Below are 26,893 nucleotides of genomic sequence, written 5' to 3' on the forward strand. Positions count from 1 at the left end.
GCCTGTTTTACGAATGAGAGTACCCTCTATGCACAGGCGGCTTGACCCCAAGCGCCACACAGCACCATCCGTCAACTATTAAATACCTTTGTTAATAATCCTCAACGAACGCCTTCTCGCGGCCGGAGCGCACCGAGGGGAGAATCACGAGGAGAAGAAGAACGGCCGAGACGGCAAGGAGCGACCCGGAGATCGGCCCCGTCACGAAGGTCGTCAGGTCGCCGCGGGAAAGAAGGAGCGCGCGGCGCATGTTTTCCTCAAGCATCGGCCCCAGGATGAAGCCGAGAATGAGCGGTGCGCACTCGCAGCCGAGCTTGTTGACGATCCAGCCGAAGATCCCGAATCCGATCGTGATCCAGATGTCGAATGGATTGTTGTTGATCGAATAAACGCCGATCGCGCAGAAGACGAGAATCGCCGGGTAGAGGAGCCGGTAGGGCACGCGCAGGAGCTTCACCCAGAGGCCGATCAGCGGAATATTGAGGATCACGAGAAAGACGTTTCCGATCCACATGGAGACGATGAGGCCCCAGAAGAGCGAGGGATTCGTCGTCATGACCTGCGGGCCCGGGGCAATGTCGTGCAGCATCAGGGCGCCGATCATGAGCGCCATCACGGCGTTCGAGGGAATGCCGAGCGTAAGCATCGGAATGAAGCTCGTCTGCGCGCCCGCATTGTTGGCCGATTCAGGGCCCGCGACGCCGCGGATGTTGCCTTCGCCGAAGGGCGGCCTGGCGTTTTTGCCGGCAAGCTTCTTTTCAAGCGTATAGGACGCAAAGGAGGAGAGAAGCGCGCCGCCGCCCGGGAGAATGCCGAGGAGCGAGCCTAGGATCGTGCCGCGCGAAATGGCGCCCGCGCTCTCCTTCAGATCCTTCGCGCTTGGAAGGACCTTGCCGACGGCGGCGGGAACGGCCTCGCGGCTCCCGGCGGCATCGAGATTGCGGATGATTTCCGCAAAGCCGTAGACCCCCATCGAGAGCGCGACGAAGTCGAGGCCGTCCATAAGTTCGTCGACCCCGAAGACGTAGCGGAGCGCCCCGGAATTCACGTCCATGCCGACGCAGCCGAGGAGAATGCCGATGAAGATCATGCCGATCGCCTTCAAAAGCGACCCGGAAGCAAGCACCACCGCGCCCACGAGGCCGAGCACCATGAGGCTGAAGTATTCGCGCGGCCCGAATTCAAAGGCAACAAGCGTGAGGGGTTCCGCAAAGGCGGCGATCAGAACGGTCGCGAAGCACCCGGCAATGAAGCTCCCGAAGGCGGCCACGCCGAGAGCCGCTCCCGCGCGCCCGAGCTTTGCGAGCTTGTGGCCGTCAAGACACGTGACGACCGCTGCCGCCTCGCCCGGAATGTTGACGAGAATGGCCGTCGTCGATCCGCCGTACTGCGCGCCGTAATAGATGCCCGCGAGCATGATGAGCGCGGACGAAGGGTCGAGCGCGTAGGTGATCGGAAGAAGCATCGCCACCGTGGCGACGGGCCCCATGCCGGGGAGAACGCCGACAAGCGTGCCGAGCGAGACGCCCACGAAGCAGTAAAGAAGGTTCGTGAGCGTAACGGCGCTCTGAAAGCCGATGAGAAGATTATTGAGGAGATCCATCCCGTACTCTCCTTAAAGGAATGTCGGCCAGAGCGGCACGATGAGCCCGAGGCCGCCGATGAAGAGGAGCGCCGAGAGCGTGGTGAGGAGCACCGCGGAAATCAGGGCGTCGCGCAGCCTGAAGAGCGGGTGGGCGAGGGAGGAGATGACCACCATGAGGCCGATCGAGAGGACGAACCCGAGCGTGAGGAGCGTTGCCACATAAAAGGCGGCGCTCCCGAGAATAAGGAGCGCGGAAAAGGGCTTCCCCCACTCGATGCGGGCGTCCTGGTCGGAGAGAGGCGTCGTGAGGAGCGACTTCACGACGATGACGAGGCCCGTGAGGATGATGGCTGCCGAAATGATGAGCGGGAAGTATCCCGGTCCCATTCGCGCGAGCGTGCCGATTTCGTTGTCTCCGAGGCTCGTCGCGCCGAAGATGCCGATCGCGATGTAAAAGAGCCCTGCTGCGAAATCCTTCTGGTTCTTGAGCATGTTGTTGATTCGTGTCCCGGGCCTCGCCAAGGGATTGGGCCCGTTCGGACGGAAAAGGTAGTTTTGTTGCCGGACGCCTTAAAGGCCCCGGAAAGCCGGCAAAGATACAGGTGTTTTTCCGGGGGCATCCTGGAAAATCCAGGAATTATAAGTAGGCTTTGTCCCGCAAAACGTCTTCTTTAAAGGAGAAAACGCGAAAGCGGCCCGAACCCATGCCGATCAACGGCAAAAGCACGGACCGCTCTCATCGCAGTCTGCCGGAGGGCTTTCTGGAAGCGCGCTCCGGAAAACTGCGGGTGCCTCCTGATGCGTCAGTCGACGCGGGCGCCGGCGATCTCCACGAGCACCTTGTACTTCTTCGCCTCTTCGTCGATGAGGCTCTGGTATTCGGCAGGCGTCGTCGGGGCGGGAAGCGCGCCGAAGGCGCGGAACTTCTTGTCGGTCGCCGGGTCCTTGAGAACCGGGACGATCGCGTCGTTCAGAGCCTTCACGACGTCGTCGGGCGTGCCGCCCGGCACCATGAGGCCGAACCAGGTGTAGATGTCGAAGTCGGGAACGCCCGCTTCAGCCATCGTGGGCGCGTCGGGCAGGAGCGGCGTGCGGGTCTTCGTCGTCACGGCGAGCGCGATGAGCTTGCCCGCCTTGATGTTGGCCGCAGCCGAGGCGAGGTTGTCGAAGATGAGGTCGGTCTGGCCCGAAATCACCGAGAGGAGCGCCGGAGAGGCGCCCGCGAACGGGATGTGGACCATGTCGATGCCGCACTGGCGCTTCAGGAACTCGCCCGCCATGTGGCCGGCCGACCCGTTGCCGCCCGAGGCGTAGTTGAGCTTGCCGGGGTTCTTCTTCGCGTATTCGATCAGGTCCTTCACCGACTTCACGCCCGTCTTCTGAGAGAATTCCGGCGTGATGACGAGCACGTTCGCCGCGGTGGCGACGAGCGTCACGGGCTTGAAGTCCTTTTCAGGATCGTAGGGGAGCTTCTTGAAGAGCGACGGGTTGATCGCGAGCGTCGCGACCGCGCCCATCACGAGCGTATGGCCGTCGGGACGCGCATGGCTCACGTAGCTCATGCCGACGTTGCCGCCCGCACCGGGGCGGTTCTCAACCACAACGGTGCCGAGCACGGGCGTCACGGCGTCGGCAATGGCGCGCGCGGAAACGTCGAGCGGACCTCCCGGCGGATAGGGAACCACGATGCGGATGGGGTTGCCGCCCTCACCCTTGAGCGCCGCGGCGCAGGCATTCATCGGGAAATAAGAGGCGCTCGAGAGTGCCACCGCTCCGATGGCACCCAGTACAGTGCGACGCTGCATAAGGGATGCTCCTTTTTTTTGATGCAAAAAAAAGTCTTTGATTTGAACAAAGACTTTGAAATTTATGGCGCTTCCTTTGCAATTCAATTTGCAAAGAGAAGCCTGAGACATGAATTAGAGCACGCCCGGGAACGGTGCGCGCATGCCCGGAAGCGGTGACTTGCGGCGTTTTTGCCGAACCTCATCTCGACTAGGGAGAGGAACCTAAGAAAATGGCGCGAAAGGCGAAAAAGCGCTGACGCTGCCTCAGCGCATGATTTCCGGGCAGGCATTTTCAGAATCCCCGGCGGGTGGGGCGGAGGGAGACCGGGTTCAGGGGCTCGAAAGCTCAGGCGTCAACTCCCGAGCCACTTGCGGGAGAGTTCCGTGAGGAATCCCGCGCGGTCGAGCCGCCCCCAGGCGGAGAGAAGCGACGTGATGAGGAGTTCTCCGGGAAGGCCTTCCCGGCCGGGGAGCTGGGGCTTTCTGACGCCGCGGCGCACGAGAATGGTCTTCCAGCTTTCGGGGGTCAGCCCCTTTCCCCCGAAGGCGAGCGTGAGACGCACGTCTCTTGCTGAATACCAGCGCGCTTCGAAGGTGTCGGTGATCATGACGTCGCCCACTTCGGACGCAATGCGCGCCGGAATCGAGGCATTGTCGGCGACGGTCGCAACCGAGGCGCGCGTGAGGTGCGCATTCACGAACGCCTCGTTCGTGCCGCCCGGATTCTTGATCACGCGGACCGAGGGCTGATTGAGGTCCTCCGGGACGAGAAAGCGCTTTTCATCGGCCTTGCGGATGAGCGCGACCTTTGCAAAGGGCGCGTAGCGCGGCAGGTCGTCAAAGCGCCTCGCGCGCTCCGGGAGCCAGGAGACGCCGCCCGCGGCGACGTCGAAGCGCCCGGCGGAGAGTTCCTCAAAGAGTGCGGGCCAGCTCGTCAGGATGAACTGAGGCGCGAGGCCCGCCTCGCGGCAGAGTCCCTCCATGAGATCGATGTCGTGTCCGGCAAAGCCCGCCTGAGAGCCTTCGTCGATGATGCCGAAGGGGAGGTAGTCGCCGGGGATGCCGATTCTGAGCCGGGGTTTGGCGCTGATCACGATCAATACTCAAGAAGAAGCGTGGCGGGAGCGTGGTCGGAGGGCTGGGCGTTGCCTCTCGGACGGGCGTCGATGGCGGCTTCCTTCACGAGGGGAACGAGGGCGTCGGAAACGAGCATGAGGTCGATTCTGAGGCCGTGATTCTTTTCAAATCCGCTCTGACGGTAATCCCACCAGGAGAAGGTTTCCGCGGGCTGGCTGAAGAGCCGGAAGCTGTCGCGAAGTCCGAGCGCCTCAAGGCGCTTCAATGCGCCGCGCTCTGCGGGCGAACAGAGAATCTTCCCTTCCCAGTAGGCGGGGTTCCACGTGTCGGCTTCCGCGGGGGCGATGTTGAAGTCGCCCCCGAGAATGAGGCGCGGCGACGCCTCGAGGAGCTTTTTGAGATGCCTCGAGAGCGTGGAGATCCAGTCGAGCTTGTAGAGATACTTGCTCGTGCCGATTTCCTGTCCGTTCGGGAAGTAGGCGCCGCAGAAGCGGATGGGGTCGCCTCCTGCGGCGGGGGTGATCAGCGCGCTCACGAACCGCTTCTGGTCGTCGGGGTAGCCCGGAATATTGAGTTCGACCGCTTCCAGGCCGCTCACGGTGCTCTTTCTCGTCACGAGCGCCACGCCGTTGTAGGTCTTCTGACCCGTGAAGACCGCGTCGAAGCCCGCCTCGCGGAAGGCTTCCGCGGGGAAGAGGTCGTCGGTAAGCTTGGTTTCCTGAAGAACGAGCGCGTCGGTTCGGGAGAGCTCGAGCCACTCAAGCACCTGCGGCAGGCGGACCTTGAGCGAATTGACATTCCAGGAGGCAAGACGAAGCTGAGGCATGGCGGCGGGAAACCTTTCAGACGGAAACCATTCAAGCGCCATAGTTTGCCACAGCGGATTCCTTCGGGAAGAAGCTCCGGGCCGCGTTTCTATTTCGCTTTGCAATCGGTAGTCTTCCGTACTTTGGGATAATGCGCCTCTCGGCCTATCATTGGGAGAGGCGCCCCGCGCTTCCGCCTGAACGGGCGCGAGCCTCGGCTCCTAACTCCGAAGCGTTTCCGAACGACCAGAAGACAAGACCGAATTTCGATCATGGGAAAAAAAGATTCAGCAAAAGCTGCCGGAAAAACGACTTCCAAAGCAGCGGCCAAAACCAAATCCGCGCTCAGGCTCCTCAGGAAGGCGCAATCGAAGCGCGTGCCCGGGACTCCGATTGATCTTCGCTCCGGCGACGCGAAGAAGCGCGTCGAAAGGGAAGACAAAGGGTATCTGCGCTGCTCTGCGCGCTTGACTGCCGAACAGCTTCAGTTCTGGCATGACGCGGGCGGCTCGGAGTGGACGCGGCGCATTCTCGAGGAAGGCATCCGCATGAAGGAAGAGGCGGCGAGAAAAGATGCGCCCCTCGAAAAAACCGAAGAGTAGCCTCCCAACAATGAACGCCTTCTTCAACCGTATGAAGGCATTCATTTGTCTTTTTGCGCCTCGGTTCTTGTCATCATGCGCCATTGGTCGACAATAAGAAACATAATAAAAACAATATGTTATGGTCTTCGGGCGCATCACGGAGTCTAGGTAGAAAGTACTAGCGGAAGGCCCCTGCCTCCTCCTAGAATGAAATGCACCCGAGCTTGCGGCCCCGGGCATCCTGAATGCTTCCGGGGACGCGCCAAGCTGAGATCGAATTTCTCATACACCTTTCTATTCCTGGAGCATTCCATGCCGATGAATCTTCGCGGCCGCAGCCTTCTCAGTCTCGTTCACCACACGCCTGCCGAGATCGACTATCTCATTGATCTCGCCATCGACCTCAAGAAGGCCAAGCGCATGGGGACGGAAGCGCGCCGACTTGTCGGCAAGAACATTGCGCTCGTCTTCGAAAAGACCTCCACCCGCACGCGCAGCGCCTTTGAGGTTGCCGCTCACGACCAGGGCGCCGGCACGACCTTCTTTGATCCCTCGTCCTCGCAGATCGGCCACAAGGAAAGCATCAAGGACACCGCCCGCGTGCTCGGCCAGATGTACGACGCGATCGAATACCGCGGCTTCTCGCAGCAGGTGGTCGAGGAGCTCCGCGACTATGCGGGCGTTCCCGTCTACAACGGCCTCACCGATGAGTGGCACCCGACGCAGATGCTCTGCGACCTCATGACGATGAAGGAAGCGAGCGGCAAGGCCTGGAAGGACATTTCGTTCGCCTACATGGGCGACGCGCGCTTCAACATGGGCAATTCCCTCCTCATGGTCGGCGCCAAGATGGGCATGGACGTCCGCATCGGCGCGCCGAAGGCCTGCTGGCCTTCCGAGGAGCTGATTGCGCTCGTTACCGAAATGGCTGAAAAGTCGGGCGCGCGCATCACGATTACCGAGGATCCCGTCGAAGCCGTGAAGGGCGCCGACTTCATCCATACCGACATCTGGGTGTCGATGGGCGAGCCCGCTGAAGTCTGGGCCGAACGCATCAAGCTCCTGAAGCCCTACCAGGTGAATGCCGAACTCATGGCCGCGTCGGGCAATCCCAACGTGCGCTTCATGCACTGCCTCCCGGCCTACCACAATGCCGAAACGAAGGTGGGCGCCAAGGTGATCGCGCAGCATCCGGAACTGAAGGACGGCGTCGAGGTCACGGAAGAGGTCTTTGAATCGCCCGCCTCGATCGTCTTCGAGCAGGCCGGCAACCGCATGCACACGATCAAGGCGCTGATGGTGGCGACCCTCGCCTAAAAATTTTTGAGAAAGCGCTTCAGGCTTCATCGCCTGAGCGCCATCCAAACAAAAACGCCCGCAATTCCTTTCGGAGAACTGCGGGCGTTTTGCTGGAGTCGTCCCTGAAACGCTTTAATTCTTCTCAGCGGCCTCAGGCGCATCCACGATGCCCGAGAGCCTCAGGAGGGCGTCGAGTTCGGGCTTCCTGCCGCGGAAGGCAACGAAGTTATCGATGGCGTCGCGGCTCGATCCCCGCTCGAGAATTTCGGTGAGGAACCGTCGGCCCGTCTTCGGGTTGAGAACGCCTTCTTCCTCAAAGGCGCTGAAGCAGTCGGCCGAGAGCACTTCCGCCCACTTGTAGCTGTAGTAGCCCGCTGCATAGCCGCCCGCGAAAATATGGCCGAAGCTCTGCGGGAAGCGGTTCCACTTGGGCGGGAACACCACGGCGACCTCCTTGCGGACCTGGTCGAGAAGCGCCGGAACCGAATCCGTCTTCGGGTTGAATTCCGAATGGAGGAGCATGTCGAAGAGCGCGAATTCGACCTGGCGCACGCAGAAGGCGCCGGCTTCGAAGTTCTTCGCGGCGATCATCTTCGAGAAGAGTTCGTCGGGAAGCGATTCACCCGTATCGGCATGGCGCGAAATGGCCTTCACCACGTCGTGCTCCCAGGCGAAATTCTCGAGGAACTGGCTCGGAAGCTCCACGGCATCCCATTCGACGCCGTTGATGCCGGAAACCTGCGCCTCTTCCTGGGCCGTGAGAATGTGGTGGAGCGTGTGGCCGAACTCATGAAAGAGCGTCGTCACCTCGTCGTGCGTCATCGTCGCTTCCCTGCCTTCAACCGGCGCGGCAAAGTTGGTGACGAGGTAGGCAACGGGCGTGACGAGCTTCCCGTCGGGAAGGCGCCGCCGCGTGCGCTCGCCGTCCATCCAGGCGCCGGAGCGCTTCCCCTCGCGGGCGTAGAGGTCCGCGTAGAAGGCGGCAATGAGCTTGCCTTCCCGCTTCACCTCGAAGTACTTGACGTCGGGATGCCAGACGGAGGCGCGCTTCTCTTCGATTTCGATGCCGAAGAGCGTCTCCACCATGCGGAAGAGCCCGGCGAAGACGGCATTCTGCGTGAAGTAGCGCTTCACTTCGGCGTCCGAATAGCTGTAGCGGGCTTCGCGGAGCTTTTCGGCCGCATAGGGGCGATCCCAGGGCTCGACCTCGTCGATGCCGAGGGTCTTCTTCGCGAAGTCGTCGACTTCGCCCGCATCCTCGAGCGCGCGCGGGCGCGAGCGCTTCGCGAGGTCCCTCAGGAACGCGAGCACTTCCGCGGGGTCCTTCGCCATCTTCGTGGCGAGCGAGAGTTCCCCGAAATTCTTGAATCCGAGGAGTTCGGCCTCTTCGCGGCGCAGTTCAAGAATGCGCCTGATGATCGGCGTGTTGTCGTACTTCCCGTCGTCGAATTCCGCCGCACGGGTGGAGAAGGCGTAGTAGAGCGCCTCGCGGATGCCGCGGTCGGCGCAGTACTTCATGGCGGGAAGGTAGGAAGGGAACTGGAGCGTGAGCCTCAGGCCCGTTTTGCCGGCAGCCTTCGCGCTCGCGCGGTAGAGTGCAATCGTCTCGGCGGGAACGCCTGCAAGGCGGCTTTCGTCCGGGAGGACGAGCTCGAAGGCGTTCGTGGCGTCAAGGAGGTTCTCGCCGAATTTTTGCGAGAGGAGCGAGAGTTCCTGGCCGATCGCCTTCACGCGATCGCGCTTCTCTTTGGGAAGCGCGGCGCCCGAGAGCTCGAAGTCGCGGATTTCGCGGCGGATGATGCGCTGACGGACGGGCGAAAGCGCCTTGAAGGCGTCGCTCTTTTCGATCCCGAGATACTTTTTATAGAGCGCCTCGTCCTGGGAGATCCGCAGATAGAGATCCGTCGCGAGGGGCAGCGCCTCATTGAAGGCGTCGCGGAGCGCAGGCGTATCGACGACGCTCTGGAGGTGCCCGATCGCGCCCCAGGAGCGGGAAAAGGCGAGCGAAGCTTCTTCAAGAGGCACGACGACCGCGTCCCAGGTCGCGGGCGTTTCGGGGGCGGTCGCGCGGGCAAGCGCCTTTTCAAGATCCGCGGCAAGCTTTTTCACCGCCGGCATCACGTGTTCAGGGCGCACGGCGGCGTAATCGATGAGGTCAGTAATGTTGAGAAGCGGGTTCTCCGCTTCCTGAGGTGCAGTCGTCATTCTGAAGAAGCAGTAGGTGTAGGGATAGAAAGGGCCGCTCCTTAAAGGAACGGCCCCTTATGGATCAGGGAATCAAAGTGTATCGCCTTGGCCGAGATGCCGTTCGGCGGCAAGCACCGTGTTCGAGATCAGCATGGCGATCGTCATGGGGCCGACCCCGCCCGGAACGGGCGAAAGGGCGCGGGCGACCTCTGCGACGCTCTTTTCGTCGACGTCGCCGCAGAGCTTTCCGTCCTCATCGCGGTTCATGCCGACGTCGATCACGACGGCGCCGGGCTTCACCATGTCGCCCGTGATCATCCGGGCGCGGCCGGCGGCGGCGACGAGAATGTCGGCGCGGCGCGTGATTTCGGCGAGGTTGGGCGTTCTGCTGTGCGCGACCGTGACGGTGGCGTGGTCCTCAAGGAGCATGAGGGCCTGGGGCTTCCCGACGATGTTGGAGCGGCCGACCACGACTGCCTCGAGCCCCTCGGGGTTGACGCCCACGGATTCGAGCATCTTCATGACGCCCGCGGGCGTGCAGGGGCGGAAGCCCTCGTCGCGGCGGCCGACGAGAAGCGCGCCCGCGGAGAGCATGTGAAAGCCGTCGACGTCCTTGCCGGGATCAATCGCTTCAATCACGGCGCTCGCGCGGATCTGCTTCGGAAGCGGGAGCTGCACGAGAATGCCGTCGACGGCGGGATCTGCGTTCAGTCGGCCGATGAGATCAAGGAGCGCCTTCTGATCGGTATCGGCGGGAAGACGGTACTCATGGGAGGAGACGCCCGCCCGTTCGCAGGCGCGGGTTTTGTTGCGCACGTAGACGCAGCTCGCCGGGTCTTCGCCCACGAGCACAACGGCAAGTCCGGGGCGGCGTCCTCCGGGGAGCGCGGCGAGTTCCTCGCTTCTCTTTCTTGCGCGCGCTTCAATTTCGCGGGCAAGCGCCTTGCCGTCAATAATCTGTGCTGTCAATTCTGCTCTCCTCTCATTTAAGAGTGATGTGTCGGGCCGGGGAAACGCGGGGACGTCCTGCGTCCGGGAGAAGTCATTATTGCCCGGAAATGCGCTTCTCCACTTTCTCCTTATGGCGGAAATAGGGATAACGCTTTGATGGAGCGCAGAGAGCGGCGTCGGAAGAAAAAGAAAAGCGCCTTCACGGGATATCCGGGAAGGCGCTTTCAGGGTCGCTCGAAAGCGGGAATTTGCGCTTAGAGCAGTCCGCTCGACGGTCCGCCGATGGAGCTGTTGATGCTCGTCACCGTTGCTTCTTCCTCGCGGCGCTGGCGTTCGGCTTCCGCTTCACGGAGCTCCGTATCGAGGCGGCGCATGTGTTCGGCATTCTCTTCCGTATGCGGGAGCCCCGTTTCGGCAAGACGGCTCGGAAGGGCGGCGACCGCTTCGGCAAGGGTCGACGAGATCTTCGGATAGAGCTCGGACTTGACGACGACGCGCATCAGGTCGGCGACCGTGCCCGAACCGGTCTTATCCATGATCGAGGCGCGGTGCGCTTCCACCGTCTTGATGGAAATGCCGAGGTCGTCGGCGATCTGCTTGTTGAGGCGGCCGTTCACGATGCGCTCGAGCACCTGCTGTTCGCGCGGCGTGAGCTTTTCGATCAGCGTGCGGTTCTGCGCAAGCGTCTGGCGGCGCTGGAAGAGCTCCTTGGCGGTCTTCATGGCGCGCTCGACGAGCTTCTGAAGCTGCGGCTGCTGGAAGGGCTTCTGGATGAAGTCCATGGCGCCCTTCTTGAAGGCCTGCACAGCCTGAGGCACGTCGCCGTGGCCGGTAATGAAGATGAAAGGAGCGTCGATGCGGCGCCTGAGCAGATGATCCTGCACGTCGGAACCCGACATGCCGGGCATTCTCAGGTCGCAAAGAATGACGGAGGGAACGTTTTCATTGAACTGCGCAATGAAGGTCTCTCCGCTTTCATAGTCCTCAACGCGGTAGTTCGTGGACTCAAGAAGCCATTTGATCGATTCACGGACATCTGCGTCGTCATCGATTACGTAGACGAGCCCGTTCTTGTTTTCTCCGGAAAGCTCGTTGGTGTAGTCGTAGCTGGATAGCATTTTCTGGTTGTCTCCTTTCGGGAAAGTCTATTTTAGCCAAGTTCGCATGCGGCGAAACCTGGAAAAAAGACCTTTGAATTTGTTATGCCTTATTGCCTTCCGCTCCGATGACGGGAACCGTGAAGGAGAAGGTCGAGCCGCCGCCGGGAGTCGTCTTCACGATGAGCTCTCCGCCGTGAAGCTCCGCAATCGAGCGGCAGATGTTGAGTCCCATTCCCATGCCCTCGCTCTTTGTGGAATAGAAGGCATCGAAGAGCTTCGAGCGGAGCTCTTCGGGAATGCCGGGACCGTGGTCGACGATCGAGAAGCGGATGCGCGAGGCGTCCTGCGGGTCGATTTCCGCATAGAGACGCATCACGCGGCGCTCTGGGGGCAGGTTTGCTCCGGCGCAGGCCTCCATGCCGTTCTTCAGGAGGTTGAGCAGAAGCTGCTCGAGCATCACGCCGTCGCCCATCATGAGGGGGAGGTTCTCCGGCACATGGAGCTCAATCGAGCTCTCCAGCTTCCTCGCCTGAATGTTGGCGAGCTCGAGCGTTTCCTGAATGACGGTCTGCACGGCCACGGGCTCGAGCTTCGCATCGGTCTTCCTTGCGAATCCGCGGATGCGCTGAATGATGCGGCCCGCGCGCTGTGCCTGATTTTCAATGCGCGAGAAGCTCTGCGCCTCGCGCTCCTTCGAGAGCGTTCCGGCGGCAAGCATCGTGGCGGCGGCATTGGCGTAGTTGGCGATGGCGGCGAGGGGCTGGTTGAGCTCGTGCGCGAGCGAACTCGCCATCTCGCCCATCGTCACGAGGCGGTGCGTCGACTCGGCGCGCCTCAGCTGCGCCTCGCGGGCGAGCTCAAGCTCGCGCCGCTCGGTAATGTCGGTGGCGATCATCATGACGGCGGGTTCGGAGCGCGTCCAGACGATGGGCTGGAGCCTCACGTCGAACCACCGGCCCGACTCCTCGTCGAAGATCCCTTCGCTCTGAACGGACGGGGGCGTTGCCTCAAAGCGCTTCAGAAGCCGTGCGCCCCCGTAGGGAAGGTCGTTGAAGAGCGTCCGGTAGGAGCGGTTCGCAAAGAAGAGCGTGCTGCGGTCGGGTTCGGAGAGAACCGCGATGGCGCTTGCCATCGATTCCACCACGCGCGTGAAGCGTTCGTTCGCGTCCTCGACGCGCTGCCGTGCGGTGACGAGAGGCGTCACGTCAAAGAGCGCGCCGATCGTGCCGAAGGCGCGTCCGTTTTCGTCGAGAATGGGAGAGAGCCTCAGCTCCGCCCAGAAGAGGTCGCCGTTCTTCTTCTTTGCCTGAAAGCGGAGCGTCTGCGCCGTCGAGTCCGCGTGCGAGAGCGCGGACTCAATGTGGGGCATCAGGTTTTCAATCCAGTAGGGGTAGGGAGGCTCGCGTCCGAGGAGATCCTGCGCGGGGTAGCCCACGATTCTCGGGAAGGTTTCGTTGACGTAGAGGATTTTCCCCGAGAGGTCCGCAACCCGGAGGCCCACCACGGCGGATTCGGACATTGCGCGGCGAAGCGAATATTCGGTGGCGAGGAGCCGATGCGAGCGGTGCTGCTGGCGCTGGTAGTAGAAGACGATCGCAACCGCGAGAAGCAGCATCACGGCAAGCCCCGCAACCGCAAAGTACTGCACGCGGTTCGTTGCAAAGAGCGCGTGCTCGTAGCTTCTCGCCTCGATCATCATGCTCGCGCCCTTGGCGTGGTGGAGGAACGTGATGGGCGCACGGTAGTGAATGGGCGCGACGAGGGACGAGGAGGCAATCGTCGAGCGCTGCCCGCCCGCTGCCGGCACGGGCCGGTCGTTAAGCAGAAACTGGAACTGGTAGCGCGACGAGGAAAGCCGCTGCTCGGCCGTCGAAAGAAGCCACGAGAGGTCAAGGCGGGCGACGAGAACGTGCGAGCGCGTGGGGGTCGGCACCACAAGATTGATGAAGACCCGGTCGGACGACTCCGACGAATAGAAGGTCGTGCTCGCCGACCGGTCCTCGAGGAGCACTTCCTTGATGGCGCGCAGGGTCGGAACATCCCGCACGTCGGAAGCGGAATTGAAGATCGCCTGGGTCTGAAGCGACACCGAGCGCCAGCCGTGAATCACGTCGCCCTCGCGGGAGACGAGCGCAATTTCAATCACTTCCCGGCGGTCCGCCATGAGGGTCGATGCGGAGAGATCGGCCGAAGCGAGGGAATAGTTGCCTTCGGGCGAATGCATGAGGCGCATCGAGAGCTTCTGCAGGATTTCCGCCGTGCCGGTAATGCGGGCTTCGAGCGACTGAATGACGAGGTCGGTCGACTGCTTGAGGCGGATCGTTTCCGCCTCGCGGTCCGCGCCGATCACGAGCCAGGAGATGCCGAGAAGAAAGGCCGCCACGAGAAAGAGCGCCGCCCAGGAAGCCCAGAGCGCGCGCTGCGTGATGGCCGGGAGCCTGTCCGAAGCGTTGAGGTTCTTGAAGGCGTCTGTAATCAGCGGGTCCGGGCGTTGTGTGGACATGATGAATGCCGTCTTTTCCGATGCTCAAATGGGTGACGACTGCATTTTAGAAGCCTCAGGCCGAAAGCCTCTCTTTTAAAATGGGAAAAGATCAGAATTTTCGCGAAGTCTTCGGGATTCCCGCAGAGAGGAGCCCGCATGAGGCCCTCAGCTCAGATCCTTTTCTTCGCGCTTTTCCCATTTTTTCCCTTCTTTCAGGACGAACCCACATGACGGAAAAACAGCCCATGAGCCAGACGGAACTGAAGCGTCAGGTCGCGCGCGCCGCGCTCGACTACATCGTGCCGGGAGAAATCCTCGGCGTCGGCACGGGCTCGACGGTCGATCAGCTGATTGATCAGCTCCCGGAAATCCGCGACCGGATTCCGGCCTGCGTTTCGAGCTCCGAGCGCTCGACGAAGCGCCTCGAGGCGCTCGGCTTCAAGGTGCTCGACATGAACGAGGTCGAATCGATCGGGGTCTACATCGACGGCGCCGATGAAATCGATCCGGGCTTCTCGATGATCAAGGGCGGCGGCGGGGCACTCACGCGCGAAAAGATCGTCGCCTCCATTTCGGGGAAGTTCGTCTGCATCGCCGACGCCTCGAAAAAGGTGGACGTGCTCGGGCGCTTCCCGCTCTCCGTTGAAGTGATCCCGATGGCCGCGGGCGCGATCAGGCGCCGCCTCGAGGCGCTGGGCGCCGCGGTGAAGCTGCGCGACTTCGTGACCGACAACGGCTGCAGCATTCTTGATGCGTCGGGTCTCTCCATCACGGACCCGAAGGCGCTCGAGGATGAGATCAACAGCTGGCCCGGCGTCGTGACGGTGGGACTCTTCGCGCACCGGGGCGCGGACGTCCTCCTTCTCGGCACGCCCGAAGGCGTGAAGACCTTTAAGAAGGCCTGATCAAGCTTCTTCCAAAAGGAAAAGCCTCCCCGAAGAGGATTCTCTTCCGGGAGGCTTTGCGCTTTCTCGTGCGGAGCCTGAGGCGCGTGAGTCCTCAGGATCAGGCCTTCGGCGTGTAGTTGGGAAGATCGCCCGTCTTGCCGTCGCCGAAGAAGTAGCGCTCGCACTGGCTCATCAGGTGCTTTCTCGCCGAGAGGTCGGCGAGATTGAGCTGATACTCATTCACCATCATCGTCTGCAGGCGCGTCCACTCGCCCCAGGCTTCCTTGCTCACATTGAGCCAGATGCGCTTGCCGAGTTCGCCGGGGAACGGCGGATAGTCAAGACCTTCGGCTTCCTTGCCGAGCTTCACGCAGTGGACCATACGGGCCATTGAAAGATCTCCCTAAAGTTTTCGAGAGGATGCTGCGCCGGCGTTCATGAATGGCCGGCGCGCACTCAGATAAAAGGCACTGGGCGTCTGCGCCGGATTTTTCCCCGGGGGAAAAGCATTCCCGGGAAGGCGCAGCCCCGAACGAATCAGTCTACACGATTGCCTCACCGGCGCGCGGCGGCTGATCCTCTCTCTCCTGCATTTCTATAATGCAGTCTCTTTGCCGAAGGCAAGCCTTCGGAGACACTTCGAATTTTCAGGATTCTCATGGCGGACAACCGTGCTCTTTTCGCGGCCTTCCAGAAGGTGCGCGCAGATGTGGATCAGGCGCTCGAGGAAACGCGCCGCAAGGAAGCCGAAAAGCGTGCGGCCGAGGAAGCCGCGCGCCTTGAGGAGCGGCGTCTGAAGCGCGCCGGCATTCCTGCGGCAAAGCCTTTGCAGAAGTCCGCCCCTGTCTCTCTCCCGAAGGCGCCGGCAAAGCCGGCAGCCCCCGCGGCGAAGCCTCTCCCCAGGCCTGTCGCGAAGCCCCAGCCCCCGAAGGAGCCGCAGAAGTTTGCGGCGCCTAAAGGCGCCTTCGGCTCCATGCTCGCTGATGCGGCCGCGGCTTCGGGGGCGGTCTTCCGCGAGGCGGGAAGCCGCGCTCCGGCAAAGGATCGGAAGACGGCTCAGGAAAAGACTGAAGTCCGTGAGGCCCCGAAGAATCAGACAGCTCCTGCAGGCGCAAAGCCTGCGAGGGAAGAGCGCCCGAATCCGGACCGCAGGGGAGCCCGTGCGCCGGAACGCAGGGCTTCTTCAGAATCGAAGCGCCCCGGCGCGGGTCGCCCTGAGTCGCGTCCCGGCAAGGGTTCTCAGACCCGGGACGACGCGCGTCCTCAGAAGCGAAATGCTGAGAGCGCGGACCGAAAGACGGAGGGGCGCTCCCGCGGGCGGGAGAAACTCACCTTCGCCGAACGCAGAAACCCCATTCCGCCTTTCGAACTCATGCCGGGGCTTCCGGTATCCGAGCGGGCGCCCGAGATCATCAAGGCAATTGAAGAAAACCAGGTGATCATCGTCTGCGGCGAAACGGGTTCCGGCAAAACGACTCAGCTCCCGAAAATCTGCCTCATGGCCGGCCGCGGTCAGACGGGGAGGATCGGGCATACGCAGCCGCGCCGCATTGCCGCGAGCTCGATCGCCCGGCGCATTGCCGAGGAACTCAAAACCGAACCCGGCGACGTCGTGGGCTTCAAGGTGCGCTTTACGGACCATACGGCTCCGGGCGCCACGATCAAGCTCATGACGGACGGCATTCTCCTCGCGGAAACGCAGGGGGATCCGCTCTTGCGCGCCTACGACACCATCATCATCGACGAAGCGCACGAGCGCTCGATTAATATCGACTTTCTCCTCGGGTACCTGAAGCGCCTTCTGCCGAAGCGCCCCGACCTCAAGGTGATCGTAACGTCGGCGACGATCGACGCCGAGCGCTTTGCCAAACATTTCGCGAAGGACGGGAAGGACGCGCCGGTGCTCACGATTTCCGGGCGCACCTATCCGGTGGAAATCCGCTACCGGCCGATCGAGGATCCGGACGAGGACGACGATCAGATCCTTTCGGCCATCGACGACGCCGTGACGGAACTTGAGATCGCGGGCCGGGGCGACATCCTGGTGTTCCTTCCGGGCGAGCGCGAAATCCGTGACGCCGCCGACTGGCTGAGAAAAACACGCGTCGGGAAGGCGGACATCCTGCCCCTCTATGCTCGGCTTTCCGCTTCCGAGCAGGACCGGGTCTTCAAGCCCTCGGGCGGCCTGAGGCGCATCATTCTGGCAACGAATGTCGCCGAAACCTCCGTGACGGTGCCCGGCATCCGCTACGTCGTCGATACGGGGCTCGCGCGCGTGAAGCGCTACTCCTACCGCTCGAAGGTCGAGCAGCTTCTCGTCGAGCCCGTGAGCCAGGCTTCCGCCAATCAGCGCGCAGGCCGCTGCGGCCGCGTGGCCGAGGGCATCTGCATCCGGCTCTACGACGAAAACGACTTCAACCGCCGTCCGGCCTTTACGGATCCGGGAATCATGCGCTCGAACCTCGCCGCGGTGATCCTGCGCGCGATCTCGCTTCATCTCGGCGACATCCGGGAATTTCCCTTCGTGCAGGCGCCGCCGCCGAAGGCGATTGCCGACGGCTACGCGATTCTTCAGGAGCTCAGCGCCATCACGGATGCGGGGGAACTCACCGAGGTGGGGCAGTCGCTCGCGCGCCTTCCGGTCGACCCGAAGCTCGGCCGCATGCTCCTCGCCGGTTCGGAAAAGAACGCCCTCCGGGAGCTTCTCATCATTACGTCGGGACTTTCTGTTCAGGATCCGCGCGAACGCCCGGTCGACCAGCAGCAGGCGGCCGACGAGGCGCACAAGAAGCTCGCCGACGAACGCTCCGACTTCCTTTCCTTCGTGAAGGTCTGGGACTTTGTTGAAAAGGCCCGTTCCGAAAAGGAAAGCAACCGGAAGTTCGATCAGGAAATGAAGCGGCGTTTCCTGTCGCCGAGGCGCCTTCGCGAATGGCGCGAGGTCGAGGGGCAGTTGAGAATGCTCGTCACCGACCTCGGCTGGCGCATGAATACGGCTCCCGCCACGTACGAGGAAGTGCACCGGTCGCTCCTTACCGGACTTCTCGGCAACATCGGCTCCAAAACCGTGGAAAGCGACTTCCGCGCGCTCCCTATGCGGGCGCCCGCGGGATCAAGTTCTGGATCTGGCCGGGCTCGGTGCGCGCCAAGAAGGCGGGCCGCTGGGTGCTTGCGGGCCAGATCATCGAAACCACGAAGCTCTATGCGCGCTGCGTCGCCGACATTGACGCCGAATGGATTGAAGCCGCTGCGGGCGGCCTCATTCGCCGCGCCTGGAGCGAACCGCACTGGGAAAAGCGCCGCGGCGAAGTGGTGGCGATGGAGCGGGGAACCCTTTACGGCCTCACGATTTACCAGCAAAGGCGCGTTTCCTTCGCGCCCCACGATCCGAAGCTCGCGCGAGAACTCTTCATCCGCGAGGCGCTCGTTGCGGGCGAGCTCGATGCGAAGCTCTCCTTCTTTCAGCACAATCAGCGGCTCGTTCGCGAGATTGAGGAGCTCGAGCACAAGACCCGGCGTCCGGACGTGCTTGTCGACGACGAGCTCATCTTCAGCTTCTACGACCGGGAGCTCCCGCAGGACGTGTGTTCGCTCAAAACGCTCGAAAAGTGGCTCGCGGAGGAAAGGAAGAAGAATCCGAAGGCGCTCGAGCTCACGAAGGATGAACTCATGCGCCACGGCGCCGAGGGCGTCACGAACGATTGGTTCCCGAAGTCGATCCGCATGGCGGGGATCGACATGACGCTTTCCTACCAGTTTGAACCCGGGAGCCCCCGCGACGGCATCACGATGACGGTGCCGCTCTTTGCGCTCAATCAGCTCGATCCCGTGCGCGCGGAATGGCTCGTCCCGGGCATGGTGAAGGAAAAGGCACAGGTGCTCTTGAAGAGCCTCCCGCAGAAGATCCGCCGCAACTGCGTGCCGCTTGCGGACTATGCGGCGGGGTTCCTCACGCGCTCGGGCGGCGGCGCTCCTCAGCCGCGCGGGTTCCTTGAGGTTCTTGCCGACGACGTGCGCTCCGAAACGGGCGTTCCCTGTCAGCCTTCCGACTTCAAGGTCGAGCAGCTTCCCGCTCATTTGATCCTCAACTTCAAGGTGATCGACGAGCACGGCCGGCAGCTCGCGATTGGGAGAAACCTCTCGCAGCTTCGCGCCGAACTCGGCGCCGAAGCGCAGGAAACCTTCAGGAACGTAGCGCAGCAGGATGCCGCGGTCGCAAAGGACCTTGCGGACCAGATCACGAACTGGACCTTCGGGGAGCTTCCGGAACTCATGGAAATTCAGCGCCGTGGCGAAACCCTCATCGGACACCCGGCGCTCGTCGACGAGGGCGACGCCTGCGCGATCGAGGTCTTCGACGATCCGCTCGAAGCCCAGAAGGCGCACAGGAAGGGACTGAGAAAGCTCTTCCGCCTCACGCTCCGCGAACAGGTGAAGTTTGTCGGAAGGAGCCTCAGAGACCTCGGGCGCGTGCAGATGCAGGCGTCGGTGGTTCCGGGGCTCGCGAAGAACTTTGAGAATTTCGACGACCTCGAAAACGATGTTGTCGACTGCGTGCTTGAGGCGACCGCAATGGCGGATCCGCTTCCCACGGACGAACAGTCCTTCCAGGCTAGGCGCGAGGATGCCCGCGGACGGCTTTCCCTCGTTGCAGGCGAGGTTTCAAGGCTTCTCACGGAGGTCGCAACCATTGCCGGGACGATTCCGCTCAAGCTGAAGCGCATGTCGCAGGAAAAGTCGCTCTGCGAAGACGTGACGCGCGAGCTCGAGGGGCTCTTCCCGCCGCATTTCCTCCTGTCGGCGCCTCTCAATCAGCTCATGCACTATCCGCGGTACCTGAAGGCCATCGTCTACAGGCTCGAGCACTTCAGCGACGATCCGGAGAGGGACGCCTCGCGGCAGGCCCAGATCGAGCGGCTCGCGCTCCCTTGGCAGCGGGCGGTTGCCGCCCGGCGCGGCCAGCCCGACGAGCATCTCGAGGAATTCCGCTGGATGCTCGAGGAGCTTCGCGTTTCGCTCTTCGCGCAGCAGCTGCGGACGCCGATGCCTGTGAGCGTCAAGCGCCTTGAGCGCATCTGGCAGTCGATCGCAAGACTTTGACCGGTGGCTGAGAACGGCGTCTTCCGTCCACGGAGGACGCCGGGCCGCTCCCGGCAAAATGTAAGCAGACTGTTTCTCTCGTTTCTCCGGGCTTGTCGGAAGCCTCTGATGCGCGGGAAAATAATAGGATTCGTCAATTAAACTCATTTGCAGAAAAGAGTGCGCAAAGAACGCGCTCTTTTCCCTCTTTTCGGTTCGGGCTTCCCATCGCGCGGATCGATGGGCATCGGGACATGCGTTTTTCCTTCAAGCATCTGATTTTTGCGGCAGCTGCCGCAGCGTACGCTGCCGGTGCGGCGCTTCCGGCTCAGGCGGCAGCGTCGAACGCTGCGGCGGTGAAGACGGCCGCAAAGTCGGCAAAGCCCGCGAAGGCCGCGCCTAAAAAGGCAACGGCAAAGAAGACCTCCGTCAATCGCCAGAAAGCCTCTGCGAAGAAGGTTGCCATTCAGAAAAAGCGTCCCGTGAGGCGCGCAAAGGTTCGTCGCGCCGGCATGTCGCCTTCGCAGGCAACGCTGGCGGGCCTGAGAAAAACCGAGGATCCCCTGATGCTCGGCAGCTCCGTCGCTTATGTGATGGATCAGGATACGGGCGAGGAGCTCGTCGTGAAGAACGCCGACGTGCCGCTTCCCATTGCCTCCGTCACGAAGCTCATGACCGCGCTCGTGATTGCCGAGAGCGACCTCAGTCTCGATGAAAAGGTGCGCATCACGCGCGAGGACTACGTCCGCTCGACCGCCCGCTCCAAGATGGCGAACGGCATGCGGATTACCCGCGAAGCGCTCCTCAAGGCTGCACTCATGTCGAGCGACAACCGCGCAGCGCATGCGCTCGCCCGCACGTACCCCGGCGGAAAACGCGCTTTCGTTGCCAAAATGAATGAGCGCGCAGCGGAGCTCGGCATGTCGGACTCCGTCTTTGCGGATCCGACCGGGCTCGACAACCGCAACCATTCGACTGCGCGCGATCTCGGCAAGCTCGTCGCCGCCGTCTATCAGTATCAGGAAATCCGGGATGCCTCGACGCAGCCCGTGGCGAGGATCACTGCGGGGAAGAGGAGCGTCCGTCTCGCGACCACGAACCGCCTCATCGGCGACCCTTCCTGGAAGATCGGCATTCAGAAGACGGGCTTCACGACGGCCGCAGGCCGCTGCATGGTGGTCCAGAGCGACGTGGGCGAACGGCGCCTCGTGATGGTGGTGCTTGATTCGCCGAGCAACGCAAGGCGCGCCAACGACATGCGCACGATGCGCGACTATGTCGCGGCGGAAAATCAGTTCAGCCAGGAATTCGCCGCCGTCGCCCCATGGGTGATTTTCTGACCTCAGGCCGGCAATTCGCGATGCAAAGCCTCTGCATGGAAAAAGTGCGGGGGCTTTCTTTTTGGGGACCGCTCCATTAAAGCGGCAGAAGCAAGGCCCGCCGGCTCCGGAGAGGAGGCCTAAGCGGGCCTGAAGGCTGTCAAATTGTCAGGGACGCCCCCCGGACTCAGGCGCTTTTCGCTTCGTCCGGAATGGCGCCCGCCACAATTTCGGCAATATCGGCAATCCGCACATCCTCGGCGTCCTTTCCGCTCACGGCGCGGGCGCTCTCGAGCATCGTGAGGCAGTGCGGGCAGGCCGTGGCGACGGATTTGGCGCCGGTCTCCCGGAGCGCTTCAAGACGGATCACGTTGATGCGCTTCTTGCCGTTCTGCTGATCAGTCCACATCTGGCCGCCGCCCGCGCCGCAGCAGAAGGTTTTTTCTCCGGCTTCCTGCGGGAAGGTCTTGTTGGGCCGCAGGGCTCCGAGCACCTCGCGGGGCGCTTCGACAATATGGTTCTGGCGCGCAAGGTAGCAGGGATCGTGCCAGACGGTGAGTTCATCCGTTACGCCCCCTTCGAGCCTGAGCCGCCCGGACGTCATGAGTTCCCGGATGAAGGTCGGATGATCAATGACGGTGAATTTTCCGCCCTCGAATTCCGGGTATTCGTTCCCGAGCGTATTGAAGCAGTGCGGGCAGGCGGTAAGAATCCTTTCAAACGTGTAGTGCGAAAGGTTTTCAATGTTTTCCTGCGCGGCCGTCTGATAGAGATATTCCTCGCCCAGTCGGCGAGCAAACTCCGCGTGGCAGCGCTCTTCGGCGAGGACGGCGAAGTTGACGTCCGCGGCGCGCAGGATCTTCACCATGCTCCTTGCAATGCGGCGCGCCCTGCGGTCGTAGCTCGCGGCGCATCCGACCCAATAGAGCACGTCGTAGCGTTCGCCTTCCTGGGCCACCGGTACGTCAAGGTCCTTCGCCCAGTCCATCCGCTCATAGGGGTCGAGCCCCCAGGGATTGCCGACGCTCGCGGTATTTTCAAGCGCAGCGGCGGCGCCCTCCGGGAATTCGCCGGCTTCAAGCGCAAGATGGCGACGCATCTCGACGATGAGATCCGGAGTTTGGATTTCAGCCGGACAGGCGCGGGCGCATGCGCCGCAGGTCGTGCAGGAGAAGAGTTCCTCGTGCGTGACGATGTCGCCCACGAGCTTCTTCCCGTCGGATTCGCCCTCCTTCACGCGGTCGCGGAGCTTCATCACGATCGTGCGGGGCTTGAGGGGCGTCCCGGCGCGAACGGCCGGGCAGACATCATTGCAGCGGCCGCATTCCACGCAGGCGTCAAGCGCTGCGCGGTCCGTCCAGCGAAGCTGCGTGACGGAGGAAAGTCCGAAGGTCTCCTGCTCTTCAATGTTGTCGATCTTTTTGAGGGCGCCGTTGGGGCCGGGCTTTCTGACTGCGATCCCCATGGGGGTTCTGTAGAGATGCGCATAGAAAGTAAAGGGGATCGTCGCAATGAAGGCGAGCGCGGCGAGGCCGTGCACCACCCACAGAATGATGTGCGCGGATTCAAGCGCCGGAGTGCCGGCGCCTGTTGAGAGGAAGAGCTTTGCGAGAAGCGCGCCGACAGGAGAAAAATTCATCCACTGAGGCTGCTGCACGGCAAGGCGAAGCCCTTCGATCACGTATCCCGAGAGAATGATGAAGGCGAGGCTTGAGTAAGCGCAGACAAAGCGCGCGTCGCGGGGAAGGTCCGAGGGCGTATACCAGCGGCGGTAGACGCCGAAGCCGATGGCAAGGAGAACCGCCAGACCGGCGATGTCAAGCGCGAGCTTATAGAAGAGGTAGATGTTTCCCTTCAGAAACTGCGTTCCGAAGACGTAGTGGCCGACGTCCCAGTCAAGCGTGGCAGTGGCCGTGCCGAGAAAGAGCACGAAGAAGCCGAGAACCAGGATGGCATGCATGCGGCCCGCCTTGGTTTCGCGGATGCGCGACTGGAGGGCGACTTCATTGAGGAGTCGATCCCTGCGCGCAGGGTCGGCGGCGAGCTTGTCGCTGCGGGACTTCTGCCAGCGCCTGACATTGAGGCAGATGCCCCAGGCGCAGAGTGCGATGGTGACGGCGGCGAGGAGGTAGACGCCGATTTCGCCCCAGAGCGGGACGTTCCAGAAAGCAGGGCGGATGGGAAAGTCCGCGGGCATAGGAGCGGTCATTCTTCTTCTTGGTCGAAAATGCGGGACGGCTTCGCTAATCAGAGTCGAGGCCGAATAAAAACGTCACTTTAACGGGCTTTGTTGAGATGCGCGTGAAGAAGCAAAGGGGAAAACCCTGATATTTTCCAGGGAGAGATTTCAGGCACTCAACGAGCAGGCAAAAGAAAACCCGCACCACCAGGTCAGTGGTACGGGTTTCAATTTTGGTTGCGGGGGAAGGATTTGAACCTCCGACCTTCGGGTTATGAGCCCGACGAGCTACCGGACTGCTCCACCCCGCGGTAAATCCGGTCTGCTTCAGAAGCAGAGATTGAGATTATGCAGACTAAATTCCAGTTTGTCAAGAGCTGGAGAAAAATAATTGTGCTTTCGATGTGCACAGACTGCGGAGAATGAATTTGGAGCTTCACGGATCGACCGCATGTCATCACAAACATGCAGCCTTCAGAAAGAAGAAAAACTAGATCGTTATAATTAATCGATTTTCCCTGCTTCTGCCCCTCAGGAGGGAGCTGAAGCTTTCGTACGCTTACTTTAAGCCTGAAGTCATGCTCTACAACATTGCCCGGCGCATTCTCTTTTCGATGAACCCCGAGACGGCTCATCACGTCATCATGGCGAACCTCGACTGGGCGGTCCAGCTCGGTCTCACGAATCTCGTGACGCACATGCCCGATGATGATCCCATTGAAGTGATGGGACTGCGTTTCCCGAATACGATTGGCCTCGCGGCCGGCATGGATAAGGACGGCGAACGCGTTTCCGCCTTCGGCGGCCTCGGCTTCGGCCACGTTGAGATCGGCACGATCACGCCGCTTGCTCAGCCGGGCAATCCCAAGCCCCGTCTTTTCCGCCTGATTCCTGCGGGCGGCGTCATCAACCGCATGGGCTTCAATAATGAAGGCGTGGACAAGGTTCTGCAGAACCTTCGTTCCGCGGATGCCTTCCGCCTGCGCGGCGGCATCCTCGGCATCAATATCGGCAAGAATGCCGTGACGCCGATCGAGAATGCGCTTTCCGACTACGAGAAGTGCCTCGACAAGGTCTACGATGCTGCGGACTACATCGCCATCAACATTTCCTCGCCCAATACGAAGAACCTTCGTCAGCTCCAGGGCGCCGGCGAACTCGAACACCTTGTTTCGGGCATTGTCGCCAAGCGCGAGGAACTGAAGGCTGCCCGCAACGGCAAGCACGTTCCGATCGCTGTCAAGCTCGCCCCCGATCTTGAGAACGACGACATTCTGCGCTGCGTCGACACGCTGATTGAAAAGGGCATCGACGGCGTGATCTGCACGAACACGACCATCAACCGCAAGGGCGTTGAGGGTCTCCTTCACGCCGAGGAAACGGGCGGCCTTTCTGGCGCTCCGCTCCGCGAGCGCTCCACCGCCGTCGTCCGCCTCGTTGCCGAACACGTCAAGGGCGAAATCCCGATCATCGCCTCGGGCGGCGTCATGACGGGTTCGGATGCCGTCGAAAAGATGGAAGCCGGCGCCAAACTGGTTCAGCTCTTTACGGGCTTCATCTACAACGGTCCGAAGCTGGTTGCGGACAGCGTTGAGGCAATTGCCGCCTGGCGCAGGAAGCAGAACAGCTGATTGAAGCGCTTTCAGCGACTATCGGCGGAAGGAGGCGTTCCAAGCATTGAAGAGTGTCCTGGGGCGCCTCTTTTTGTAATGAAACCAGGGAGAACTGCACAATGCGGCTTTTTGTTGCGCTCAATCTGCCCGGAAGAGTCGAACGCGAGGTCTGGGCCTACATGGAAAAGTTGAGAAGAAGCTACCCGAAGGCCGGGCGCTTCAGCCGCCGTGAAAATCTGCACCTGACGCTCGCCTTCATCGGCGAAGCCGATGAAGCTGCTGCCGGACGCATCGCATCAGAACTCCTCACTTTGCCGCCTCATGCGCTCTCGATGGACCTTGCCGGCACCGGCGTTTTCCGAAGCGGCATTCTCTGGGCAGGACTCCGGGAAAAGAATGAGCTCGAAAAAATGAGCCTCGAGGTGCGCGAAGTCCTGAAGCGGCTCGGCATCCCGTTTGACGCGAAGTCCTTCCGTGCGCACATTACGCTCGCGAGAGACTGGAAGGGACCAGAACCTGAGTCGCTTCCTCAATTGCCGAGAATGACGGGCCTTCAGCCCGGTGTTCTCCAGGCACGACTTTTTGAGTCTTACCGGAACGAGCGGGGAGCCGTCTGCTATCGGCCGATTGCCGCCCAATAAGGAATCAGGGCGTCACCGCCACGAGACAGCCGGCGCGGGCCTGGGCTGCATAGAGCTTCAGAACGCAGTGGCGCGTTCCCCGGGCGGTTACATCAGCAAGACCGAGGAGCTGCCCGGCAGCGCTGAAGACGGGGTAGGAATGCTGGTCGGAGAGAAGGCTTTCCGAATCAATGCAGTAGAGCATGGTGTCGTTGCCTTCCGTGCGTGCGTAGTAGACGCGGCAGTAGCCCTGTTTTGCAAGGCTTCTTCCGCCGAAATAAACGAGAAGCAGGAGAGAAATGCTGCTCACGAGGAATACCGCGAACGAACGGAGCGCGAGCTGCAGGGAGTCCGTTCCGAAAAAGCGCATGAAGAGCGAATAGGAGTGTTCTCGATATTCGTCCAATGACGGGTAGAGCTTCAGCGTCCAGCGGCGCATCGAATGCCGGTCAGCTTCTCCCGGGTCTTCGGCGATGATGCTGTAGTCGCCGGGACGGGCGTCCTTGCTGGCGCTGATGGAAGCGTGCCACCGCATGTCGGAGCGGATGGCGGAACTCGAGAAGCGAAGGGACTCGACTGAGATGGAGGGCGTGATCGGCGTTATGCGGATAAGAAGGTTCGAAGCTTTCTGATCCGGCAGCGTGCCGGAAATCATTTCAGAGGTGCCCGGAACCAGAGCAATTTCGCCTTCGGGCGCCCGAAGGCCGGCGATCAGCGAATCAAGAGAGGCAACGATGCCGAGCACAATCGCCATGACGGCGCAGGCGGCAAATGCGCGCTTGACAGTACGCAGTGCTGCTATTGAGCGCGGAAGATTGTGTCCGCGTCCTTTGTACATTGACCTCTCCCTTATTAGAAACCGCCCGAATGCTAATGCATCGGACGGCCCTTTCCTTCGGTTCGCAAAACAAATGGCATGCAGCCCTATTCTGCGGATCGCTGGCGGCAGCGGTTCTACTCCGCCTAAGCCGCTCTCATTCTATGGGGCTGCAGGCAGAGGAGAGAAAAATTTACTGAGTAGTCCGCCTGATTGGAGGTGATGCGCCGCAACGAAAATATTTTTTCCCGGACTCTTGACAAGAACATGCAGGACAAGGATAATTCGCATCCTGCTTCGGAAACGAGGCAGCAAAAACAAGCAGCTCTGAATTGAAATTAAAAAATCTTTTTACGAGCCCTTGACAAAAGGAAACGACTTCTATATGATTTCGATCCTTCGCTGATCAAACAGCGAAAAGTTCTTTAAAAATCAGATTCAACGAACCGATAAGTGTGAACATCGGAAAGCTTGAGGAGCTCCTGAGGAGCGCCGGAATTTCACGATTCCGGAGACTC

General features: G+C 61.6%; 18 protein-coding genes, 1 tRNA gene and 1 pseudogene. 7 read left to right on the forward strand and 13 right to left on the reverse strand.

From position 1 onward, the window contains the following. Positions 1-91: 91 nt before the first annotated feature. From GBM95_RS05370 to xth, 5 genes are all read right to left on the reverse strand, one after another. Positions 92-1,603, reverse strand: coding sequence for a tripartite tricarboxylate transporter permease (locus GBM95_RS05370; RefSeq protein WP_152158151.1), 1,512 nt, complete (start codon positions 1,601-1,603; stop codon positions 92-94). A 12-nt stretch (positions 1,604-1,615) separates the two neighbouring features. Next, on the reverse strand, positions 1,616-2,077 hold the full coding sequence (locus GBM95_RS05375; protein ID WP_152158152.1) for a tripartite tricarboxylate transporter TctB family protein: 462 nt from the start codon (positions 2,075-2,077) through the stop codon (positions 1,616-1,618). 311 nt (positions 2,078-2,388) lie between these two features. Next, complete coding sequence (locus tag GBM95_RS05380) at positions 2,389-3,390, reverse strand: Bug family tripartite tricarboxylate transporter substrate binding protein (protein WP_152158153.1); 1,002 nt, start codon at positions 3,388-3,390, stop codon at positions 2,389-2,391. Positions 3,391-3,725: 335 nt separating this feature from the next. Next, a complete protein-coding gene (locus GBM95_RS05385; RefSeq protein WP_226963170.1) occupies positions 3,726-4,466 on the reverse strand; it encodes a transporter substrate-binding domain-containing protein in 741 nt (246 codons plus the stop codon). A 2-nt stretch (positions 4,467-4,468) separates the two neighbouring features. Continuing rightward, a complete protein-coding gene (gene xth, locus GBM95_RS05390) occupies positions 4,469-5,275 on the reverse strand; it encodes an exodeoxyribonuclease III (RefSeq protein WP_152158154.1) in 807 nt (268 codons plus the stop codon). 252 nt (positions 5,276-5,527) lie between these two features. Between xth and GBM95_RS05395 the strand changes: the two genes are divergently transcribed. Both GBM95_RS05395 and GBM95_RS05400 read left to right on the forward strand, forming a co-directional pair. Next, positions 5,528-5,857: a hypothetical protein gene (locus tag GBM95_RS05395; protein ID WP_152158155.1), complete on the forward strand. Its 330-nt coding sequence runs from the start codon at positions 5,528-5,530 to the stop codon at positions 5,855-5,857. A gap of 294 nt (positions 5,858-6,151) precedes the next feature. After that, positions 6,152-7,156 carry an ornithine carbamoyltransferase gene (locus GBM95_RS05400; RefSeq protein ID WP_152158156.1) on the forward strand — a complete coding sequence of 335 codons (1,005 nt, stop codon included), beginning with the start codon at positions 6,152-6,154 and terminating at the stop codon, positions 7,154-7,156. A gap of 114 nt (positions 7,157-7,270) precedes the next feature. On the opposite strand, the gene GBM95_RS05405 is transcribed toward GBM95_RS05400, so the two are convergent. The 4 genes from GBM95_RS05405 to GBM95_RS05420 all read right to left on the reverse strand — a co-directional run bounded on the left by GBM95_RS05405 (position 7,271) and on the right by GBM95_RS05420 (position 13,879). Then, on the reverse strand, positions 7,271-9,343 hold the full coding sequence (locus tag GBM95_RS05405) for a M3 family metallopeptidase (RefSeq protein WP_152158157.1): 2,073 nt from the start codon (positions 9,341-9,343) through the stop codon (positions 7,271-7,273). Positions 9,344-9,415: 72 nt separating this feature from the next. Further along, the gene (gene folD / locus GBM95_RS05410) at positions 9,416-10,294 is read right to left on the reverse strand and encodes a bifunctional methylenetetrahydrofolate dehydrogenase/methenyltetrahydrofolate cyclohydrolase FolD (protein ID WP_152158158.1); all 879 of its coding nucleotides are present in this window, start codon (positions 10,292-10,294) and stop codon (positions 9,416-9,418) included. 236 nt (positions 10,295-10,530) lie between these two features. Further along, positions 10,531-11,394, reverse strand: coding sequence for a response regulator transcription factor (locus GBM95_RS05415; RefSeq protein ID WP_152158159.1), 864 nt, complete (start codon positions 11,392-11,394; stop codon positions 10,531-10,533). Between the two features lie 82 nt (positions 11,395-11,476). Continuing rightward, positions 11,477-13,879, reverse strand: a complete 2,403-nt coding sequence (locus tag GBM95_RS05420; protein WP_152158160.1) for a PAS domain S-box protein — start codon at positions 13,877-13,879, stop codon at positions 11,477-11,479. Between the two features lie 209 nt (positions 13,880-14,088). Here GBM95_RS05420 and rpiA point away from each other — a divergent pair, with 209 nt between their 5' ends. Then, on the forward strand, positions 14,089-14,766 hold the full coding sequence (gene rpiA / locus GBM95_RS05425) for a ribose-5-phosphate isomerase RpiA (RefSeq protein WP_152158161.1): 678 nt from the start codon (positions 14,089-14,091) through the stop codon (positions 14,764-14,766). Between the two features lie 100 nt (positions 14,767-14,866). Here rpiA and GBM95_RS05430 read toward each other — a convergent pair whose 3' ends face one another. After that, complete coding sequence (locus tag GBM95_RS05430; RefSeq protein WP_139688641.1) at positions 14,867-15,139, reverse strand: oxidative damage protection protein; 273 nt, start codon at positions 15,137-15,139, stop codon at positions 14,867-14,869. A gap of 267 nt (positions 15,140-15,406) precedes the next feature. Between GBM95_RS05430 and hrpA the strand changes: the two are divergent. Together hrpA and GBM95_RS05440 are read left to right on the forward strand one after the other, a co-directional pair. Continuing rightward, positions 15,407-19,848, forward strand: a pseudogene (gene hrpA, locus GBM95_RS13160) (ATP-dependent RNA helicase HrpA). Positions 19,849-20,081: 233 nt separating this feature from the next. Next, complete coding sequence (locus GBM95_RS05440; RefSeq protein ID WP_152158162.1) at positions 20,082-21,167, forward strand: D-alanyl-D-alanine carboxypeptidase family protein; 1,086 nt, start codon at positions 20,082-20,084, stop codon at positions 21,165-21,167. Positions 21,168-21,333: 166 nt separating this feature from the next. Here GBM95_RS05440 and GBM95_RS05445 read toward each other — a convergent pair whose 3' ends face one another. Together GBM95_RS05445 and GBM95_RS05450 are read right to left on the reverse strand one after the other, a co-directional pair. After that, entirely contained in the window at positions 21,334-23,355 is a 2,022-nt protein-coding gene (locus GBM95_RS05445; protein ID WP_152158163.1) for a (Fe-S)-binding protein, read from the reverse strand. Positions 23,356-23,559: 204 nt separating this feature from the next. Then, positions 23,560-23,636 (reverse strand) — tRNA-Met (locus GBM95_RS05450). Positions 23,637-23,903: 267 nt separating this feature from the next. Between GBM95_RS05450 and GBM95_RS05455 the strand changes: the two genes are divergently transcribed. Both GBM95_RS05455 and thpR read left to right on the forward strand, forming a co-directional pair. Then, the gene (locus tag GBM95_RS05455; RefSeq protein WP_152158164.1) at positions 23,904-24,956 is read left to right on the forward strand and encodes a quinone-dependent dihydroorotate dehydrogenase; all 1,053 of its coding nucleotides are present in this window, start codon (positions 23,904-23,906) and stop codon (positions 24,954-24,956) included. Between the two features lie 101 nt (positions 24,957-25,057). Beyond that, on the forward strand, positions 25,058-25,579 hold the full coding sequence (gene thpR / locus GBM95_RS05460) for an RNA 2',3'-cyclic phosphodiesterase (protein WP_152158165.1): 522 nt from the start codon (positions 25,058-25,060) through the stop codon (positions 25,577-25,579). 4 nt (positions 25,580-25,583) lie between these two features. Here the strand turns inward: thpR and GBM95_RS05465 are convergent, their stop codons facing one another. After that, positions 25,584-26,396: a hypothetical protein gene (locus tag GBM95_RS05465; RefSeq protein ID WP_152158166.1), complete on the reverse strand. Its 813-nt coding sequence runs from the start codon at positions 26,394-26,396 to the stop codon at positions 25,584-25,586. Positions 26,397-26,893: the final 497 nt, after the last annotated feature.

Origin of the sequence: Sutterella seckii, from assembly GCF_009183815.1 — a bacterium.
Taxonomy (GTDB): Bacteria; Pseudomonadota; Gammaproteobacteria; order Burkholderiales; family Burkholderiaceae_F; genus Sutterella; species Sutterella seckii.

Excerpts from the sequence above, each read along its gene's own strand:
- GBM95_RS05370 (WP_152158151.1), bottom strand. The coding sequence starts at position 1,603 with ATGGATCTCCTCAATAATCTTCTCATCGGCTTTCAGAGCGCCGTTACG.
- GBM95_RS05375 (WP_152158152.1), bottom strand. The coding sequence starts at position 2,077 with ATGCTCAAGAACCAGAAGGATTTCGCAGCAGGGCTCTTTTACATCGCG.
- GBM95_RS05380 (WP_152158153.1), bottom strand. The coding sequence starts at position 3,390 with ATGCAGCGTCGCACTGTACTGGGTGCCATCGGAGCGGTGGCACTCTCG.
- xth (WP_152158154.1), bottom strand. The coding sequence starts at position 5,275 with ATGCCTCAGCTTCGTCTTGCCTCCTGGAATGTCAATTCGCTCAAGGTC.
- GBM95_RS05395 (WP_152158155.1), top strand. The coding sequence starts at position 5,528 with ATGGGAAAAAAAGATTCAGCAAAAGCTGCCGGAAAAACGACTTCCAAA.
- GBM95_RS05400 (WP_152158156.1), top strand. The coding sequence starts at position 6,152 with ATGCCGATGAATCTTCGCGGCCGCAGCCTTCTCAGTCTCGTTCACCAC.
- GBM95_RS05405 (WP_152158157.1), bottom strand. The coding sequence starts at position 9,343 with ATGACGACTGCACCTCAGGAAGCGGAGAACCCGCTTCTCAACATTACT.
- GBM95_RS05415 (WP_152158159.1), bottom strand. The coding sequence starts at position 11,394 with ATGCTATCCAGCTACGACTACACCAACGAGCTTTCCGGAGAAAACAAG.
- GBM95_RS05420 (WP_152158160.1), bottom strand. The coding sequence starts at position 13,879 with ATGTCCACACAACGCCCGGACCCGCTGATTACAGACGCCTTCAAGAAC.
- rpiA (WP_152158161.1), top strand. The coding sequence starts at position 14,089 with ATGACGGAAAAACAGCCCATGAGCCAGACGGAACTGAAGCGTCAGGTC.
- GBM95_RS05430 (WP_139688641.1), bottom strand. The coding sequence starts at position 15,139 with ATGGCCCGTATGGTCCACTGCGTGAAGCTCGGCAAGGAAGCCGAAGGT.
- GBM95_RS05440 (WP_152158162.1), top strand. The coding sequence starts at position 20,082 with ATGCGTTTTTCCTTCAAGCATCTGATTTTTGCGGCAGCTGCCGCAGCG.
- GBM95_RS05445 (WP_152158163.1), bottom strand. The coding sequence starts at position 23,355 with ATGACCGCTCCTATGCCCGCGGACTTTCCCATCCGCCCTGCTTTCTGG.
- GBM95_RS05455 (WP_152158164.1), top strand. The coding sequence starts at position 23,904 with ATGCTCTACAACATTGCCCGGCGCATTCTCTTTTCGATGAACCCCGAG.
- thpR (WP_152158165.1), top strand. The coding sequence starts at position 25,058 with ATGCGGCTTTTTGTTGCGCTCAATCTGCCCGGAAGAGTCGAACGCGAG.
- GBM95_RS05465 (WP_152158166.1), bottom strand. The coding sequence starts at position 26,396 with ATGTACAAAGGACGCGGACACAATCTTCCGCGCTCAATAGCAGCACTG.